This window comes from Variovorax paradoxus, assembly GCF_029919115.1.
In the GTDB taxonomy this organism is placed as follows: domain Bacteria; phylum Pseudomonadota; class Gammaproteobacteria; order Burkholderiales; family Burkholderiaceae_C; genus Variovorax; species Variovorax paradoxus_O.
The window spans coordinates 4,173,664-4,187,948 of record NZ_CP123990.1; the positions used below are offsets into that span (position 1 = coordinate 4,173,664).

A 14,285-nucleotide genomic window follows, 5' to 3' on the forward strand; every position below is an offset into this window, starting at 1 on the left:
TGTCCTTCGTGCCGTTCAGCCGAGGCTCAGCTCGGCCTTGCCGATGCGGCGGTACACGGCATACAGCACCAGCGTGGCGACCAGCAGCACGGCGCCCAGCGCACAGGCCATGCCCCAGTTGATTTCCACATTGGTGTAGCGCGCGATGTAGTAGCTCAGCATCTGGTCGTCGGCCCCGCCGAGCAGCGCCGGCGTCACGTAGTAACCGATGGCCAGGATGAAGACCAGCAGCGCGCCCGCGCCGATGCCGGGATAGGTCTGCGGCACATACACGCGAAAGAACGCCGCCAGTGGAGAGCTGCCCAGCGAGACGGCCGCGCGCAGGTAGGTGGGCGGCACGCTCTTCATCACGCTGTAGAGCGGCAAGATCATGAACGGCAGCAGGATGTGCACCATGGCGATGATCACGCCGGTGCGGTTGAACAGCAGCGCCAGCGGATGGTCGATCAGGCCGATGCCCATGAGGCCACGGTTCACCAGCCCTTCGGATTGCAGCAGCACGATCCACGCCGCCACCCGCACCAGGATGGACGTCCAGAACGGCACCAGCACCAGGATCATCAACACGTTGGCCTTGCGCGCGGGCAAGGTCGACAGCCACCACGCCAGCGGATAGGCCAGCAGCAGGCAGAAAAACGTGACCACCGCACTGATGTGAAAAGTGCGCAGAAGAATGTTGGCGAATGCGCGCTGGTCGTCGGGCATGCGCTCTACCTCTCCCGCCACGTTGCGCCGCAGGTCGAGCGAGGCCAGCAGGTAGTCGGGCGTCCAGCGCGAGCCGTTCTTGGCAATGGCCTGCCAGTACGGTGCCTCGCCCCAGCGCGGATCGAGCTCCAGCATGCGCGCCTTGACTTCTTCGGGCGTGCCGGCAATCGGCAGCGCCCTGAAGGTGCTCATCACCAGCGAGCGTGCGCCGGCAATTTCAGTATTGAGGCGGCGCGCCAGGGCACCCGCGTCGGAGCTGTCGGGCAACTGCCCCAGGTCGGCCGCCATGGCGGCGTAGGCCGCGGGCGCGGGCGCCTCCTTGCGGTTCCATCCGACGAGTGCACGCACGGTGCGCGGCAGCGCATTGGCCACCTCGGGGTTCTCGACTGCGCGCTGCAGCAGCGCGACGATGGGCACCAGCAGCGTCAGCAACAGGAACACCAGGAGCGGCGCCGTGAGCGCGAACGCCCGCCATTTGCGGCGCGCCTCGGCGCGGGCCAGCGCACGCCGCAGCGAAACAGGGGGCGCCTCCGCCGGAACCAGGGGAACAGTCGTTGCCGCGTGCATGGCCTCTTTCGTTCGCTCGCTTGCCGGTTACTGGGTGGCCCAGGATGCGAAGCGCTTCTCGAGCGCCTCGCCCTGGTCCGCCCAGAAGGCGACGTTGAACTGCAGCGCTTCCTTCGCGTTGCCCGCCGATGTCGGCAGATCGGCCAGCACCTTGGGGCTGAGCGAAGCCAGTGCCTTGGTGTTGGCGGGACCATAGGCGATGTTCTGCGCGTAGACCGCCTGGTTGGCCGGCTGCATCACGAACTGGATGTACTTGAGCGAGGCTTCCTTGTTGGGTGCGCCTTTCGGAATCACCAGGTAGTCCAGGTCGTAGATGCCGCCCGGCCAGAAGATCTTGAGGTCGCGGCCCTCGCGGTTGGCGGCGTCGATGCGGCCGTTGTACACGGTGGTGAGCACCACGTCGCCGGCCACCAGAAACTGCGGCGGCTGCGCGCCGGCTTCCCACCACTGGATGTTCGGCTTGAGTTCGCTGAGCTTCTTGAACGCGCGTTCCGCGCCGTCCTTGGTGGCCAGCACCTTGTACACGTCGGCCGGCTTTACGCCGTCGGCCATGAGCGCGAACTCCAGGTTGTAGCGCGCACCCTTGCGCATGCCGCGCTTGCCCGGGATCTTCTTCACGTCCCAGAAGTCGGCCCAGCTGGTGGGCGCGGTCTTGAGCTTTTCGCCGTTGTAGGCCATGACGGTCGACCACACGAAGAGGCCCACGCCGCAGTCGGTGACCGCTGCCGGAAGAAAGTCGGCCTTGTTGCCGATCTTCGCGTAGTCGAGCTTTTCGAACAGGCCTTCGTCGCAGCCGCGCGCCGCATCGGGCGATTCGACCTCGACCACGTCCCAGGTGACCTTCTTGGTTTCGACCATGGCCTTGATCTTGGCCTGCTCGCCGTTGTATTCGACCGGAATGATCTTGGTGCCGGCCTTCTCGTAGGGCTCGTAGTACGCCTTCTTTTGCGCGTTGGCGTTGGCGCCACCGAAGTTGACGACGGTGAGCTGCTGCTGGGCAAGCGCCGGCAGCGCGAAGCTGGCGACGACGGTGCAGGCGATGAGTGTCTTTTTCATGGTGGTTTGAGTCCTGGGTAATGAACGGGAGCGAGAAACGGAACGGGATTCGGAGCGCACGTCAGAGTGCATACATGCGCGCATGCGCAACCGGAAATTCGAGCGACACCGACTCGCCGCCTTGCGGTGCGGCCGCGCCGTTGAGGCCGGTGAGCGGCAGCTTCACTGTGGCTTCGGCCTGCCCGCCACCCACATTGCAGAGCAGCCGCAGGTGGTCGCCAAAGTAGATGACGCGCGCCACCTCGGCCTGCAGCATGTTGGGGCCCGACACCTCGCTGCCGCGGTGCAGCACCACGCGCTCGGGGCGAATGCATGCCTCCACGGCGCTGCCGGCAGCGGCTGCGCCCACGTTGAGGCCGCTCAGCACGCGGCCGTCGGGCAGCGTCATTTCGGCGTGTTCGCCGGCGCGGCTCAGTTGCCCCTTGAGCACCGTGTTGTCGCCGACGAAGCCGGCCACGAAACGGTTGGAGGGCTTTTCATACAGCCTGTCGACCGTGTCCAGCTGCTGGATCACGCCCTCGTTGAACACCGCGACGCGGTCGCTCATGGTGAGCGCCTCGCTCTGGTCGTGCGTCACGTAGACGAAGGTCACGCCCAGTTGGCGGTGCAGGTCTTTCAGCTCGATCTGCATGTGCTCGCGCAGCTGCTTGTCGAGCGCGCCCAGCGGCTCGTCCATCAGCACCAGTTGGGGCTCGAACACCAGCGCGCGCGCCAGCGCCACGCGCTGCTGCTGGCCGCCCGAAAGCTGGCCCGGGAGCCGGTCGGTCATGCCGCGCAGCTGAACCATGTCGAGCGCGCGCTGCACGCGGCGCTGCTGCTCGTCTTTCGGCACCTTGCGCACGGTGAGCGGGTAGGCCACGTTCTGGCCCACGCTCAGGTGCGGAAACAGCGCGTAGTTCTGGAACACCATGCCGAAGTGCCGCTTGTGCGGCGGCGTGCCCGTGATCGGCTTGCCGTTCAGCAGGATTTCCCCGGAGGTCGGCGACTCGAAGCCCGCCAGCATCATCAGCGTGGTGGTCTTGCCCGAACCCGACGGTCCGAGCAGGCTCAGGAACTCGCCGCGGTGAATGTCCAGGTCGAGCTGGCGCACCACCAGGTGCTCGCCGTCGTAGGTTTTCTGAACGCGCTGGAAACGCACCAGGGGTTCTGCTGTCATGGAGGTGTTCAAGAGAAAAAGGGACCGGTCAGCGCAGCGCGGCGAAGCTGTCCGCGAGAAGCGACAGGCCTTCGTCCACAAGCAAGTCGGATGCCGTCAACGGCACCAGCACGCGAATTACATTGCCGTAGGTGCCGCATGACAGCAGGATTAACCCGCGCCGCGCCGCTTCAGCCACCACCCGGCGGGTCAATGCCGCGTCCGGACGCGCCGTATCGCCCTCTTCGAATAGCTCGATGGCCACCATGGCGCCAAGGCCCCGCACGTCACCGATGGCCGGAATCTCGGCCGCCATGCGGCGCAGGCCCGCCGTGAGCCGTTCGCCCAGCGCCCTGCTGCGCGCCAGCAGCTGCTCGTCGTCGAACACCTTGAGCACCGCCAGCGCCGCGGCGCAGCCGATGGGGCTGCCGGCGTAGGTGCCGCCCAGCCCGCCGGGCGCGGGCGCATCCATCACCTCGGCGCGGCCGACCACGCCGGAGATCGGAAAGCCGCCCGCCATCGACTTGGCGGTGGTGATCAGGTCGGGCGCCACGGGCCACTGCTCGCTGGCAAACCAGGTGCCGGTGCGGCCGGCGCCGGTCTGCACTTCGTCGGCAATGATCAGGATGCCGTGGCGGTCCGCCAGCGCGCGCAGGCCTTCGACGAAATCGTTGGGCGCGACGTAGAAGCCGCCCTCCCCCTGCACCGGCTCCAGGATGAAGGCCGCCACGCGCTCGGGCTCGATGTCGTTCTTGAACAGCAGCTCGACCGAATGCAGGGCGTCGTCCACGCTCACGCCGTGCAGTGCGTTCGGGTACAGCGCATGGAACACCTCGCCCGGAAACGGGCCGAAGCCGATCTTGTAGGGCGCCACCTTGCCGGTGAGGCCCAGCGTCATCATGGTGCGGCCGTGGTAGCCGCCGGTAAAGGCGATGACGCCCGGCCGCCTGGTGTAGGCGCGGGCGATCTTCACGGCGTTTTCGACCGCCTCGGCGCCGGTGCTCAGGAAGATCGACTTCTTCGCAAAGTTGCCCGGCGCCAGCGCGTTCAGCCGCTCGGCCAGCTCCACATAGGGTTCGTAGGCCAGCACCTGGAAGCAGGTGTGCGAATACAGGTCGACCTGCGCCTTGACCGCCGCGCTGATTTCGGGGTGGCAGTGGCCGGTGTTGAGCACCGCGATGCCGCCGGCAAAGTCGATGTAGCGGCGCCCTTCCACGTCCCAGACCTCGGCGTTGGCCGCCCGGCTGACGAAGATTTCATGGGCCTGGCCAACGCCGCGGGCCACGGCCGCGCCGCGGCGGGCCATGAGGGCGGCATTGGTGAGATGGGGTTCGCGCTGCATGGATACGACCTGTGCCTGAAAGAAGATGCTGGCACTTTAGGTTTCGCATCCGGGCCTGACCATGTACACCCCGAGCCGTGGATCGGCGGACTGTGCTGGTCTTGTATCCTGTACATACTTTCCTCAATATGGTGCAGATTCGGCCCGCCGGGCCCCCTCCGATGCTCATTCTTCATCCCGAACAGCCGACTCCGCTCGTGAGTCAGATCGTGGAAGGGCTCCGCGGGCTGATCGGCGCCCAGAAACTCAAGGCCGACAGCAAGCTGCCTTCGATTCGCGCCTTTGCCGCGACCCATGGCGTGAGCGTTTTCACGGTGGTCGAGGCCTACGACCGGCTGGTGGCGCAGGGGCTCCTGGTGTCGCGCGCCAATGCGGGCTTCTTCGTCAAGCGGCGAAGCGACGAAAACCCCGCCGGCAGCGGAGCCACCGCCGCCCAGCCCGACCCGCGCTTCGATGCGCGCTGGTACTTGCGGCAGATCTTCGAAAACCGCAACCTGCCGCTCAAGCCGGGCTGCGGATGGCTGCCGCACGACTGGCTTTTCGAGGACGGCATGCGCCGCAGCCTGCGCAGCCTCGCGGCCGGCGGCACGGACATCGGCGGCTACGGCCTGCCGTTCGGCCACATGGCGCTGCGCATGGCGGTGGCCGATTCGCTCTGCGAGCGGCAGATTGCAGTCGAGGCGGGCCAGGTGCTGCTCACCCAGGGCTCCAGCCAGGCGCTCGATCTGGTGGCGCGCCAGCTGCTGAAACCGGGCGACGAGGTGCTGGTGGACGACCCCGGCTATCCCAACCTGATGTTCATGCTGCGCTTCCTGGGCGTGAACATCATCGGCGTGCCGCGCACGCCCACCGGCTACGACCTGCCCGCGCTGGAGGCGCTGCTGGCGGTGCACCGGCCCAAGGCCTTCTTCACGCAGCCGCGGCTGCAAAGCCCCACCTGCTCGCTGGCGTCGATGCCGCAGCTCGTGCGGCTGCTGCAGCTCGCGCAGGAGCACCAGTTCACGCTGGTCGAGAACGACATCTACGCCGACATGGACGCCTCGTCGAGGCCCTCGCTTGCCAGCCTGAGCCAGTTGCGCCAGGTGGTGTACGTCGGCAGCTTCTCCAAGACCATTTCTCCGAACCTGCGGGTCGGCTACGTGGTGGCGCAGCCCGAGCTGATGGAAGACCTGGCCCAGCTGAAGATGGTCTCGGGGCTCACGTCTTCGGACATTACCGAGCGGCTGGTCTTCGGCGCCGTGACCGACGGGCGCTGGCGCAAGCACCTGAAGTCGCTGCGCGAGCGGTTGGCCGAGGCGCATTCGAATGTGGCAAGGCGGCTCGAAGGCCAGGGCTTCGAGCTTTTTCACGAGCCCGCGGCGGGCCTCTACCTGTGGGCGCGCCACCCCGACCTGACCGACACCGCCGAGCTGTCCAGGATTGCCGCAGCGGAAGGCATCATGCTCGGCCCGGGGCAGCTGTTTCTGGTGAACCCGCGCCCCACCGGCTGGCTGCGCTTCAACGTGGCGTTCAGCGAGGACGAGCGGATCTGGCGCTTCCTGGCGCGCAGCATCGAAGAGCGCAAGGTGGATTGAGGCGCGCCGGCGGCTGCCTGCTTCAATCCACCCGGATGTTGCGGGCCTTCACCACCTTGCTGTAGATTTCCGCGTCGCGCCGCACCATGGCGCTCATCTCGCCGCGCGTGACACCCAGCGGTTCGCTGTTGAGCTCCTTGATGCGCTTGGCAAGGTCCGGGTCCTTGCTGGCTTCGACGAACACGGCGTTGAAACGGTTGAGCACTGCGGCTGGCGTGGCGGCCGGCGCCCAGATGCCGTGCCAGGACATCATCGAAAAGCCTGGCATCACCTCTGACAGCGTGGGCACGTCAGGCAATGCCGGATGGCGAGTGGGCCCCGAGTACGCCAGGGCCTGCACACGGCCGCTGCTGATGAGCGGATACCCCGTGGCAATGGGCTCCATGAGCGTGTCGACCTGCCCGCCCACCAAGTCGGCGATGGGGCTGGCCCGGTAAGGCACGTGCAGCATGTTGATGCCCACCTCGTCCTTCAGCGACTCGACGATCAGCTGCGACGGGCTGCCCGCGCCATATGAGGCATGCGAGTAGGTGCCCGGCTTCTCCTTGGCGGCGGCCACCAGTTCCTTGATGGTCTTGGCCGGAAACTTGGAGTTGGCGATGAGCACAAGGCCCTGGCGCATCGTCGTTGCAACCGGCACCAGGTCCTTGTCGGGATCGAACGGGAGCTTGCTGTAGATGTACGGGTTGATGGTGAACGCCGTCGAGAGGTTGTAGAGAAAGGTGTAGCCGTCAGGCGGCGCCTTGGCGACCGTGTCGGACGCAAGGTTGCCGGCCGTGCCGGGCTTGTTGTCGATGAGCACGGGCACGCCGAGCTTGCGGCTTGCGTACTCGCCGTACAGGCGCGCAAAGATGTCGGGCGGCGTGCCGGGTGCAAAGCCCACCACGATCCTGATCGGCTTGCTCGGCCATTCGGGTGCCTGGGCACCTGCAAGGCCAGAGGCCACGCTGCCCGCAATGCCCAGCACCAGGCCGAGCATCTTGTTGAAGGTTGTCGAACGCATTTCTTTGTCTCCTTGGGCCGCTGCGTGCCCGTGTTTTGGTAATTTCGCTTCTTGTCTTTTCTTCAATCGACCTGTGCGCCCGAACGGCGCACGGCCTCGCCCCACTTCGCGATCTCGGCCGTGCCGAAGGCCGCCATCTCCGCCGCGTTCATGGCCATGGGCTCGATGCCCTGCACTGCCAGCTTGTCGCGCACCGCAGGTTGGGCGAGCACGGCCTGCGTTGCTTCGCGCAGCCGGTCGCGCTGCGCGGCAGGCATGTCGGCGGGTGCATACAACATGAACCACGCGACCAGGTCGAAGTCGGGTATGCCCTGCTCGGCGAGCGTGGGCACATCGGGTGCGGCCGTGCTCCGCCGGGCGCTCGATGCGCCGAGGGCGCGCAGCTTGCCGGCGCGCACCTGCGGCAGCACGGCGGCCGGGTGATAGAACATGAACTGCACGTTGCCCGCCATCACCTCGGTGAGCGCCTGCGCGCCATCGCGGTAAGGCACGTGCACGAAGTCCTTGCCCAGCCGCAGGTTCAGCAGTTCGCCCGCAAGGTGGCCCGAGGTGCCGTTGCCGGCCGACGCAAAGCTCACCGACTTGCCGCTGGCCTGCCGCATGTCCGCCACCGTCTTCCACGGTGCCGCGGCGGGCACCACCAGCAGCGTGGGCGTCGCGCCCACAAAGCCCAGCGGCACGAAGTCGCGCTGCGGCTGGTAGGAGAGCCGCTTGTAGAGCGAGGCGTTGATGGCATGCGTGCCCACGGTGCCCAGCAGCACGGTGTGCGCTTCCGCACCCGAACGGGCCACCAGCTCGCTGCCGATGGCGCCGCCCGCACCGGGCCGGTTGTCGACGATCACTGGCTGCGACAGCTGGCGCCCCAAGGCTTCGGCCAACACGCGCCCGACGATGTCGGTCGAGGTGCCGGCGGCAAAGGGCACGACCAGCTTGATGGGCCTGCTGTCGCCGGCCTGCGCCCAAGCGCCGGCCTGCGAAAGCAGCGTGGCGGCAAGTGTTGCCGCTGCCAGGACTGCGCGGCGCTTCATGCCGGTTTTCCGAAGCCCGCGGGCACGGTGCCGTTGTACTGGAGCTCGCGCGTGGCCTGATAGGACAGCGCAAAGCCGCTCGGCGTTTCAGCTTCTTCCGCCAGGTGCGCAATGAGCCCCGCCGTGCGCGCAAGAATCGGCACGCCCCGCAGCGACGCCACCGGAAAACCCACACCCAGCAGCACCGCCGGAATGGCTGCGGACACGTTCATGCGCAGGTCCTTGCCGACGATGCCCGGAATCACTTCTTCGAGCGCTTGCGCAATGCGCACGTAGCGCAGGTCTGCACCTGCCTGCGTAGCCACTTCGATCAGCCGGTCGACGCGCGGATCGCGCTCCTTGTGCAGCGGATGGCCGTAGCCCGGAATGGCCGCGCGCGCCGCCTTCAGCTCGGCAATGGCTGCCGTGGCGGCGTCTGGCAGCGTGGCGCCCGCATCCACGCGTGCCGCCACGTCCATGAACAGGCGGCCGGCCGTTTCAGAGGCGCCGAGGATCACCGAGCCGCAGCCGAGGATGCCCGCCGCCACCGCACCTTGCAGCGCATCGGGCGCTGCCGCAAAGGTCATGCGGCTGGCCTGAACGCTGGGCACCAGGCCGTGCTCCGCAATGGCGACCAGCGTGGCATTGAGCACGGCACTGCACGCCGCATCGGGGCGCCGCCCGGTGAGCAGCAGAAAGAAATAGTCGGCAAACGAGAGGTGCCCGATCAGCTCCTGGCACAGGTCCTGCCCGCGCACGACGATGGTGTGTTCGTCCGAGGTGCAGATGGCGGTGCTTGGGACGGTGGACTTTCCGATCTTCATGGCTGGCGTCTTTCAGGCGTGTTGGGGTTCGAGGCGGAAGTCGTAGTGCGCCGACCAGTACGGCGTTTGCAGCGTCTTGCCGTCGGGCGCGCGACCCGCGGGGTGCGATTCGAAATCGACGATCAGGCTGGGCCGCACGCCGAACACCGCATCGGATTCGATGTACGGGCTGCCGGCCACGAACAGGTGCGTGGTCACGGGCACATGGCCCGGCGCCGAAACCATCATGTGGATGTGCCCGGGTCGGTTGGGATGGCGGCCCATCGCATCGAGCATGCGGCCCACGGGCCCGTCGACCGGAATGGGATAGAAGGTCGGGCGGATCGACCAGAACCAGTAGCGGCCCTCATGGTCGGTGCGGATGCGCCCGCGCGCGGCCATAGCGGCGCCTTCGATCTGCATGTCGTACACGCCCTCGCCGTCGCCCGACCAGATGTCGAGCAGCGCACTCTGCAGCGGCTGGCCATGGGTGTCGGTCACGCGGCCGCTGTAGAAGGTCGGCTCGCCCCGCGCGCCCTGCGCCACGTCGGCACCCAGCGGCAGATCGGGTGCGCCTTCCCAATAGAAGGGGCCCTGCACCGTGGCGTGCGTGGCCTCGCTCAGCTCGGTGGCTTCTGTGGCACCGCTGCCCGCGCGGCTGCGCTTGCCGGCGGCGGCGCGCAGCTGGTCGAGCATCACCACCATCATCGAGGCGCCCAGCGTGTCAGACAGCAGGATGAACTCCTGCCGCTTGTCGGTGCAGGTCTGGCCCACCGCCGTCAGAAACTCGATGCCTTTCATCCATTCATCGGGCTTCAGGTCCACCTCGCGGATGAACGCATGCAGGTGGGTGATGAGCGACTGCATGATCTCTGCAAAGCGCGCATCGCCGGCGCCTTCCAGCCGCTGCAGCACGGCGTGCGTCAGCTCGCTTTCGTTCGATGGGGTCATGTTCTTTTGTCTCCTGGCTCTGTTTTGATTCAAGGGCTGTGTCGAGAGAGATTCAGCTCGCGCCCGGCGGCTGCCCCAGGCGCTTGCGGATCGGATCGACGATGGATGCGTTGTCGGCGCCGAGTGTGGGCGGCGCCGTCACTTCCAGCGCGCGCTCGCCGTCGAAGCTCACGGGCGAGCGGATGGTGCGCCATTCGCCGCCCTCCGGATGCGGCGCGCTCACCTCCAATTGCAGGTGCCGCGCCTGCGGGTCTTCCATGGCCTCGCGGGTGTCGTACATGGGGGCATGCGGCACGTCTTCCGCCTCGAGCCGGGCGCACCAGGTGGCGCGCGGCTGCTGGCGGAACAGCTCACCGAGCAGCGTGATCAGGTCTTCCTGGTGGGCGATGCGCGCCTCGCGCGAGGCAAAGCGCGGGTCCGCGAAAAGCTGCGGCCGCTCGATCGCATTGGCCAAGCCCTGCCAGAACTTCTCGGGCGACGACATGTGCAGCGCAATCCAGAGGCCGTCCGCGCACTCCAGCACGTAGGACTGCGACACGCTCGGCCGGCTGAACGGGCCCATGACCTCGCTCTCTGAAAAGTAGTGCGTGAATGCGTCGAGGTTGAAGTGGCACATGGCCTCCAGCATCGACACTTCCACCGCGCGGCCAACGCCGGTGCGGCCCCGTTCGACCAGCGCGCCGAGCACGCCATAGGCGGCATAGAAGCCGGTCATGGCGTCGGCCAACGCGGGGCCCACCACGCGCGGGTTGGCGGGGTTCACCAGCAGCTTGAGAAAGGCGCTCGCGGCCTGCGCCACCGTGTCGTAGGCGGGACGGCCGGCGGCGGGGCCCGTTTGCCCGAAGCCGCTGATGGCGCAGTACACCAGCCGCGGATTGAGCGCGCGCAGGCGGGCTTCGCCGGCCCCAAGCCGGTCGGCCGCGCCGGGCCGGAAATTCTGGATGTAGACATCCGCGTCCTTGACGAGTTCGTCGAACACGGCCGCGTCTTCGGGCAGCTTGGGGTTGAGCGTGATGCTGCGCTTGTTTCGGTTGTAGGTCTGGAAGTGAGGGCTGTAGAGCCCGCCGCGAAAAGCGCGGAACGGGTCGCCCGCGCCGGGCTGCTCGATCTTCACCACCTCGGCACCCAGGTCTGCGAGAAACATGCCCGCGGCCGGCCCTGTGATGAACGTGCCTTGTTCCAGCACCTTGATGCCGCTGAGGACTTTTTGCACCGAGGCGTCTCCTGATTGTTGTAAGGACTGGAAGAAACTGTAGGCGGCGCCGGCCGTTTCTGAAAATGATTGTTTTTCATCGTTAGCATCGATGCCATCGATCATCGGCACCCAAAACCGCCATGGAACTCCGGCACCTGCGCTACTTCATCGCCCTCTCAGGCTCGCTCAACTTCACCCGCGCGGCCGAGCGCCTGCACGTGACGCAGTCGACCCTGTCGCACCAGATCAAGCAGCTCGAAGAAGAAATCGGCCAACCGCTGTTCGACCGCATCGGCAAGCGGGTGAGCCTGACCGAGGCGGGCGACGAGTTTCTGCACTACTGCACCAAGGCCCTGCACGAGATCGACCTGGGCCTGGGCGCGCTGCGCCAGAGCAGCTCCGACGTGGCGGGCGAACTGCGCGTGGGCTCCACGCATACTTTCAACCTCGGCTTCATTCCCGACTGCATCGCGAGCTTTCACGGCAAGCACCCGCAGGTGAAGGTGGTGGTGGAAGAACTCTCGGCCGACCAGATTGCCGCGCGGCTGCAACAGGGCACGCTCGACCTTGGCATTGCCTACCGGCCGAATACGCCCGGCCCGCTCCAGTTCGAGCCGCTCTACAACGAGGAGATGGTTCTGGTGGTGGCGAAGAAGCACCCTCTTGCGCGGCGCAAGCGCGTGCGCATGGTGGAGCTGCATCGCCTGCCCATGGTGCTTCTGCCAGGCAGCTTCGCCACCCGCCAGATGCTCGACGAATGCTTTCGCTCCTGCGGCGCGCAGCCCCACGTGGTGGCGGAAATCAACACGCTGGCACCCATGATGGACCTCGTCGCCAAGACGCAGCTGGCCTCCATCATGGCCGCCAATGTCGTTACTGCTCAGTCGGGCCTCGTGGTCGTTCGGCTCGAAAGCCCCACGCCGGTGCGCACGCCCGGCATGCTGTGGTCGCCTGTGGCGCGCGACGCGGCGGCCACGCGCGCGTTCTCGACCATCGTGCGCAAGCTGGCGCTGCGAAGCAGCCTGCAGGGTACCCAGTAGCGGGGCGCACTGGTGTCCGGGGCATTCTTCTTGCATGATCGAAAGAACCCCAACACTGAGCGCACCGTGACATGAGCCCGGTATTCCTATTGCTTGTCCACGCAGACCCACAGCAGGTAAAGCGCCTGTTGCAGCGGCTGGTTCCCGTGGGCCGCTGCTTTGTCCATGTCGATGCAAAGTCCGACCTTTCGGCGTTCCGCATCGAGGACTCGCGCGTGAACTACCTGCACGACCGCGTCGACGTGCGCTGGGGCGCCATCTCGCAGGTCGATGCCACCTTGAAGCTCATGCGCACCGCACTCGCCAGATGCGACGCGACGCAGGTCAGCCATTTCGTGCTGCTCTCCGGCAACTGCTACCCGGTGCGTCCGCTCGAAGAGTTTCGCGACTATTCGCGGTCGCATGCGGGCATGAACTTTCTGAAGATGATTCCGCTCGCAAGCACGCGCAAGCTGCATGAGCGCGTTCGCCATTTCTGGTTCTACCAGGACCTTCCGGTCGACGGCCGCAAGTTCACCCTCGTAAGGCTGGCGCGCGGCCTGCTGCAGTTTGCCGGCAAGCTCGGCCGCCGTTCGTTTGCGGCCATTCCACAATGGCATTTCGGCTCCCAATGGTGGGCGCTGACACCCGAAGCCGTGGGGTACCTCGTTTCGCACCCGCTCGAAGGGGCGGCGAAGCGCTTTCTGCGGTTTTCAAAAGCGCCGGACGAAATCTACTTTCATACGCTGCTTGCACACTCTCCGCTGCGGCACAGCGTGAAGCGCGTCAGCGGCTCGGGCGTGTGGGATGCGGCCAACCTGCACCTGATCGACCCCTCGCTGTCGCGCTGGTTTCACGCCGCGGACTGCGACGAAATCGTCGCGTCCGACAGGTGGTTCGTGCGCAAGGTCGGCAGCGGCATCTCGGGCGACCTGTGTGACAGGCTGGACGAGATCGACGAGCTGGCTGCGGAAGAAAACAGGAAGACTGCGTAGCGCCGGCTCAGCCGCGCGAACGCAAGTGGCGCATCGGAAGAATCTCGTAGCGCGCACCGCCGGCAGCCACCATCGGGTCTTGCGAGGTCAGGGCGTGGATGTCCTGATCTTCGCCGACCTGATAGAGCGACAGGCCCCATCCGCCCGCCGGATCGTCCACCGGCCCGTGCGCAACCACGACGGCCTTGTCGAGCAGATCGTTCAGGAAGGCCGCGTGGTGCTTCATCAGGTCGGCCTCTTCGGAACTCATGGTCGCCAGAAAATCGGCGCGCGGAGGCAGGAACTTGCACAGGTAGTATTTCATTCGGGCTCCTTGAATCAGGCCGACAGGTTCATTTCCTTGCGGAAACTCTTCTCGAAAGTCTTCTCGGGCACAAAGCGCCGCATGAGGCGCAGCTGCCCCGCTTTCTTGCCGGGGGTGTAGCGCAGCTTCGGCGCTGCAGCAGTGGCCGCCTTGACCACCGTGCTTGCAACTTCTTCCGCAGTATCGCCTGAGGCGATGGCCTTGCGCCAGGTGGCATTCATTCCCGAGCGGCCCTGTTCGTATGCCTCGGACATGCGATCGGGCTGGGCCGCACTCTCCTCGAGCGCCGTGCGGGTGAAGGCCGGCTCCACCAATGCCACGCGGATTCCGAACCCTCGGACTTCATGGTCGAGCGATTCGGAATAGCCTCGCTGGCCCACCCCTACCTGCAGAACTCCGACATGTCCGGCGCGGAAATCTCGTTTCTGCTGGGCTTCGAGGACCCGAACTCCTTTGTGCGGGCGTTTCAGGGGTGGACCGGCACGACACCGCAGGCTGTACGTTCCGGCGCACTGCCCAACCGATCGTTTGCGCATTCCACTCGATTTCTTGCCTGATCCTCTGGCACTGCCGCTCTTTTGCAGTCAAGGATTTGCCCCGGCGCTAGAGTGTTCCGCGGAAGGCTCCAG

At 66.5% G+C, this 14,285-nt stretch carries 15 protein-coding genes; 4 read left to right on the forward strand and 11 right to left on the reverse strand.

All coding sequences use genetic code 11. The features are described 5' to 3' along the window. Positions 1 to 15: 15 nt before the first annotated feature. The 4 genes from QHG62_RS20080 to gabT all read right to left on the reverse strand — a co-directional run bounded on the left by QHG62_RS20080 (position 16) and on the right by gabT (position 4,805). Positions 16 to 1,272, reverse strand: a complete 1,257-nt coding sequence (locus tag QHG62_RS20080; protein WP_281147445.1) for an ABC transporter permease — start codon at positions 1,270 to 1,272, stop codon at positions 16 to 18. A 27-nt stretch (positions 1,273 to 1,299) separates the two neighbouring features. Continuing rightward, positions 1,300 to 2,328, reverse strand: coding sequence for an ABC transporter substrate-binding protein (locus QHG62_RS20085; RefSeq protein WP_281147446.1), 1,029 nt, complete (start codon positions 2,326 to 2,328; stop codon positions 1,300 to 1,302). Between the two features lie 61 nt (positions 2,329 to 2,389). Next, positions 2,390 to 3,484, reverse strand: a complete 1,095-nt coding sequence (locus QHG62_RS20090; RefSeq protein ID WP_281147447.1) for an ABC transporter ATP-binding protein — start codon at positions 3,482 to 3,484, stop codon at positions 2,390 to 2,392. Between the two features lie 28 nt (positions 3,485 to 3,512). Then, positions 3,513 to 4,805: a 4-aminobutyrate--2-oxoglutarate transaminase gene (gene gabT, locus QHG62_RS20095; protein ID WP_281147448.1), complete on the reverse strand. Its 1,293-nt coding sequence runs from the start codon at positions 4,803 to 4,805 to the stop codon at positions 3,513 to 3,515. A 161-nt stretch (positions 4,806 to 4,966) separates the two neighbouring features. On the opposite strand from gabT, the gene QHG62_RS20100 reads away from it, so the two are divergent. Next, positions 4,967 to 6,379 carry a PLP-dependent aminotransferase family protein gene (locus QHG62_RS20100; protein ID WP_281147449.1) on the forward strand — a complete coding sequence of 471 codons (1,413 nt, stop codon included), beginning with the start codon at positions 4,967 to 4,969 and terminating at the stop codon, positions 6,377 to 6,379. 22 nt (positions 6,380 to 6,401) lie between these two features. Here the strand turns inward: QHG62_RS20100 and QHG62_RS20105 are convergent, their stop codons facing one another. The 5 genes from QHG62_RS20105 to QHG62_RS20125 all read right to left on the reverse strand — a co-directional run bounded on the left by QHG62_RS20105 (position 6,402) and on the right by QHG62_RS20125 (position 11,356). Beyond that, entirely contained in the window at positions 6,402 to 7,382 is a 981-nt protein-coding gene (locus QHG62_RS20105) for a Bug family tripartite tricarboxylate transporter substrate binding protein (protein ID WP_281147450.1), read from the reverse strand. 62 nt (positions 7,383 to 7,444) lie between these two features. Next, on the reverse strand, positions 7,445 to 8,410 hold the full coding sequence (locus QHG62_RS20110) for a Bug family tripartite tricarboxylate transporter substrate binding protein (RefSeq protein ID WP_281147451.1): 966 nt from the start codon (positions 8,408 to 8,410) through the stop codon (positions 7,445 to 7,447). Further along, positions 8,407 to 9,213, reverse strand: a complete 807-nt coding sequence (locus QHG62_RS20115; protein WP_281147452.1) for a citryl-CoA lyase — start codon at positions 9,211 to 9,213, stop codon at positions 8,407 to 8,409. The genes QHG62_RS20110 and QHG62_RS20115 overlap by 4 nt, the downstream gene beginning before the upstream one ends. Before the next feature lie 12 nt (positions 9,214 to 9,225). Then, positions 9,226 to 10,143: a dioxygenase gene (locus QHG62_RS20120; RefSeq protein WP_281147453.1), complete on the reverse strand. Its 918-nt coding sequence runs from the start codon at positions 10,141 to 10,143 to the stop codon at positions 9,226 to 9,228. Positions 10,144 to 10,195: 52 nt separating this feature from the next. Further along, the gene (locus QHG62_RS20125) at positions 10,196 to 11,356 is read right to left on the reverse strand and encodes a CaiB/BaiF CoA transferase family protein (RefSeq protein ID WP_281147454.1); all 1,161 of its coding nucleotides are present in this window, start codon (positions 11,354 to 11,356) and stop codon (positions 10,196 to 10,198) included. A 122-nt stretch (positions 11,357 to 11,478) separates the two neighbouring features. Between QHG62_RS20125 and QHG62_RS20130 the strand changes: the two genes are divergently transcribed. Next, on the forward strand, positions 11,479 to 12,378 hold the full coding sequence (locus QHG62_RS20130) for a LysR substrate-binding domain-containing protein (protein ID WP_281147455.1): 900 nt from the start codon (positions 11,479 to 11,481) through the stop codon (positions 12,376 to 12,378). A gap of 71 nt (positions 12,379 to 12,449) precedes the next feature. Next, positions 12,450 to 13,352 (forward strand): beta-1,6-N-acetylglucosaminyltransferase, encoded by a 903-nt coding sequence (locus QHG62_RS20135; protein WP_281147456.1) that lies wholly within the window; start codon positions 12,450 to 12,452, stop codon positions 13,350 to 13,352. Between the two features lie 7 nt (positions 13,353 to 13,359). On the opposite strand, the gene QHG62_RS20140 is transcribed toward QHG62_RS20135, so the two are convergent. Further along, positions 13,360 to 13,656, reverse strand: a complete 297-nt coding sequence (locus QHG62_RS20140) for a YciI family protein (RefSeq protein WP_281147457.1) — start codon at positions 13,654 to 13,656, stop codon at positions 13,360 to 13,362. A 14-nt stretch (positions 13,657 to 13,670) separates the two neighbouring features. Further along, positions 13,671 to 13,976, reverse strand: a complete 306-nt coding sequence (locus QHG62_RS20145) for a hypothetical protein (RefSeq protein WP_281147458.1) — start codon at positions 13,974 to 13,976, stop codon at positions 13,671 to 13,673. Between the two features lie 81 nt (positions 13,977 to 14,057). Between QHG62_RS20145 and QHG62_RS20150 the strand changes: the two genes are divergently transcribed. Further along, complete coding sequence (locus tag QHG62_RS20150) at positions 14,058 to 14,213, forward strand: hypothetical protein (protein WP_432445626.1); 156 nt, start codon at positions 14,058 to 14,060, stop codon at positions 14,211 to 14,213. Positions 14,214 to 14,285 lie beyond the last annotated feature (72 nt).

What these genes read in the sequence shown, in the direction of transcription:
- QHG62_RS20120 (WP_281147453.1), bottom strand. Translation starts at nt 10,143, where the DNA reads ATGACCCCATCGAACGAAAGCGAGCTGACGCACGCCGTGCTGCAGCGG.
- QHG62_RS20085 (WP_281147446.1), bottom strand. Translation starts at nt 2,328, where the DNA reads ATGAAAAAGACACTCATCGCCTGCACCGTCGTCGCCAGCTTCGCGCTG.
- QHG62_RS20080 (WP_281147445.1), bottom strand. Translation starts at nt 1,272, where the DNA reads ATGCACGCGGCAACGACTGTTCCCCTGGTTCCGGCGGAGGCGCCCCCT.
- QHG62_RS20110 (WP_281147451.1), bottom strand. Translation starts at nt 8,410, where the DNA reads ATGAAGCGCCGCGCAGTCCTGGCAGCGGCAACACTTGCCGCCACGCTG.
- QHG62_RS20140 (WP_281147457.1), bottom strand. Translation starts at nt 13,656, where the DNA reads ATGAAATACTACCTGTGCAAGTTCCTGCCTCCGCGCGCCGATTTTCTG.
- gabT (WP_281147448.1), bottom strand. Translation starts at nt 4,805, where the DNA reads ATGCAGCGCGAACCCCATCTCACCAATGCCGCCCTCATGGCCCGCCGC.
- QHG62_RS20100 (WP_281147449.1), top strand. Translation starts at nt 4,967, where the DNA reads ATGCTCATTCTTCATCCCGAACAGCCGACTCCGCTCGTGAGTCAGATC.
- QHG62_RS20115 (WP_281147452.1), bottom strand. Translation starts at nt 9,213, where the DNA reads ATGAAGATCGGAAAGTCCACCGTCCCAAGCACCGCCATCTGCACCTCG.
- QHG62_RS20150 (WP_432445626.1), top strand. Translation starts at nt 14,058, where the DNA reads ATGTCCGGCGCGGAAATCTCGTTTCTGCTGGGCTTCGAGGACCCGAAC.
- QHG62_RS20135 (WP_281147456.1), top strand. Translation starts at nt 12,450, where the DNA reads ATGAGCCCGGTATTCCTATTGCTTGTCCACGCAGACCCACAGCAGGTA.
- QHG62_RS20130 (WP_281147455.1), top strand. Translation starts at nt 11,479, where the DNA reads ATGGAACTCCGGCACCTGCGCTACTTCATCGCCCTCTCAGGCTCGCTC.
- QHG62_RS20090 (WP_281147447.1), bottom strand. Translation starts at nt 3,484, where the DNA reads ATGACAGCAGAACCCCTGGTGCGTTTCCAGCGCGTTCAGAAAACCTAC.
- QHG62_RS20105 (WP_281147450.1), bottom strand. Translation starts at nt 7,382, where the DNA reads ATGCGTTCGACAACCTTCAACAAGATGCTCGGCCTGGTGCTGGGCATT.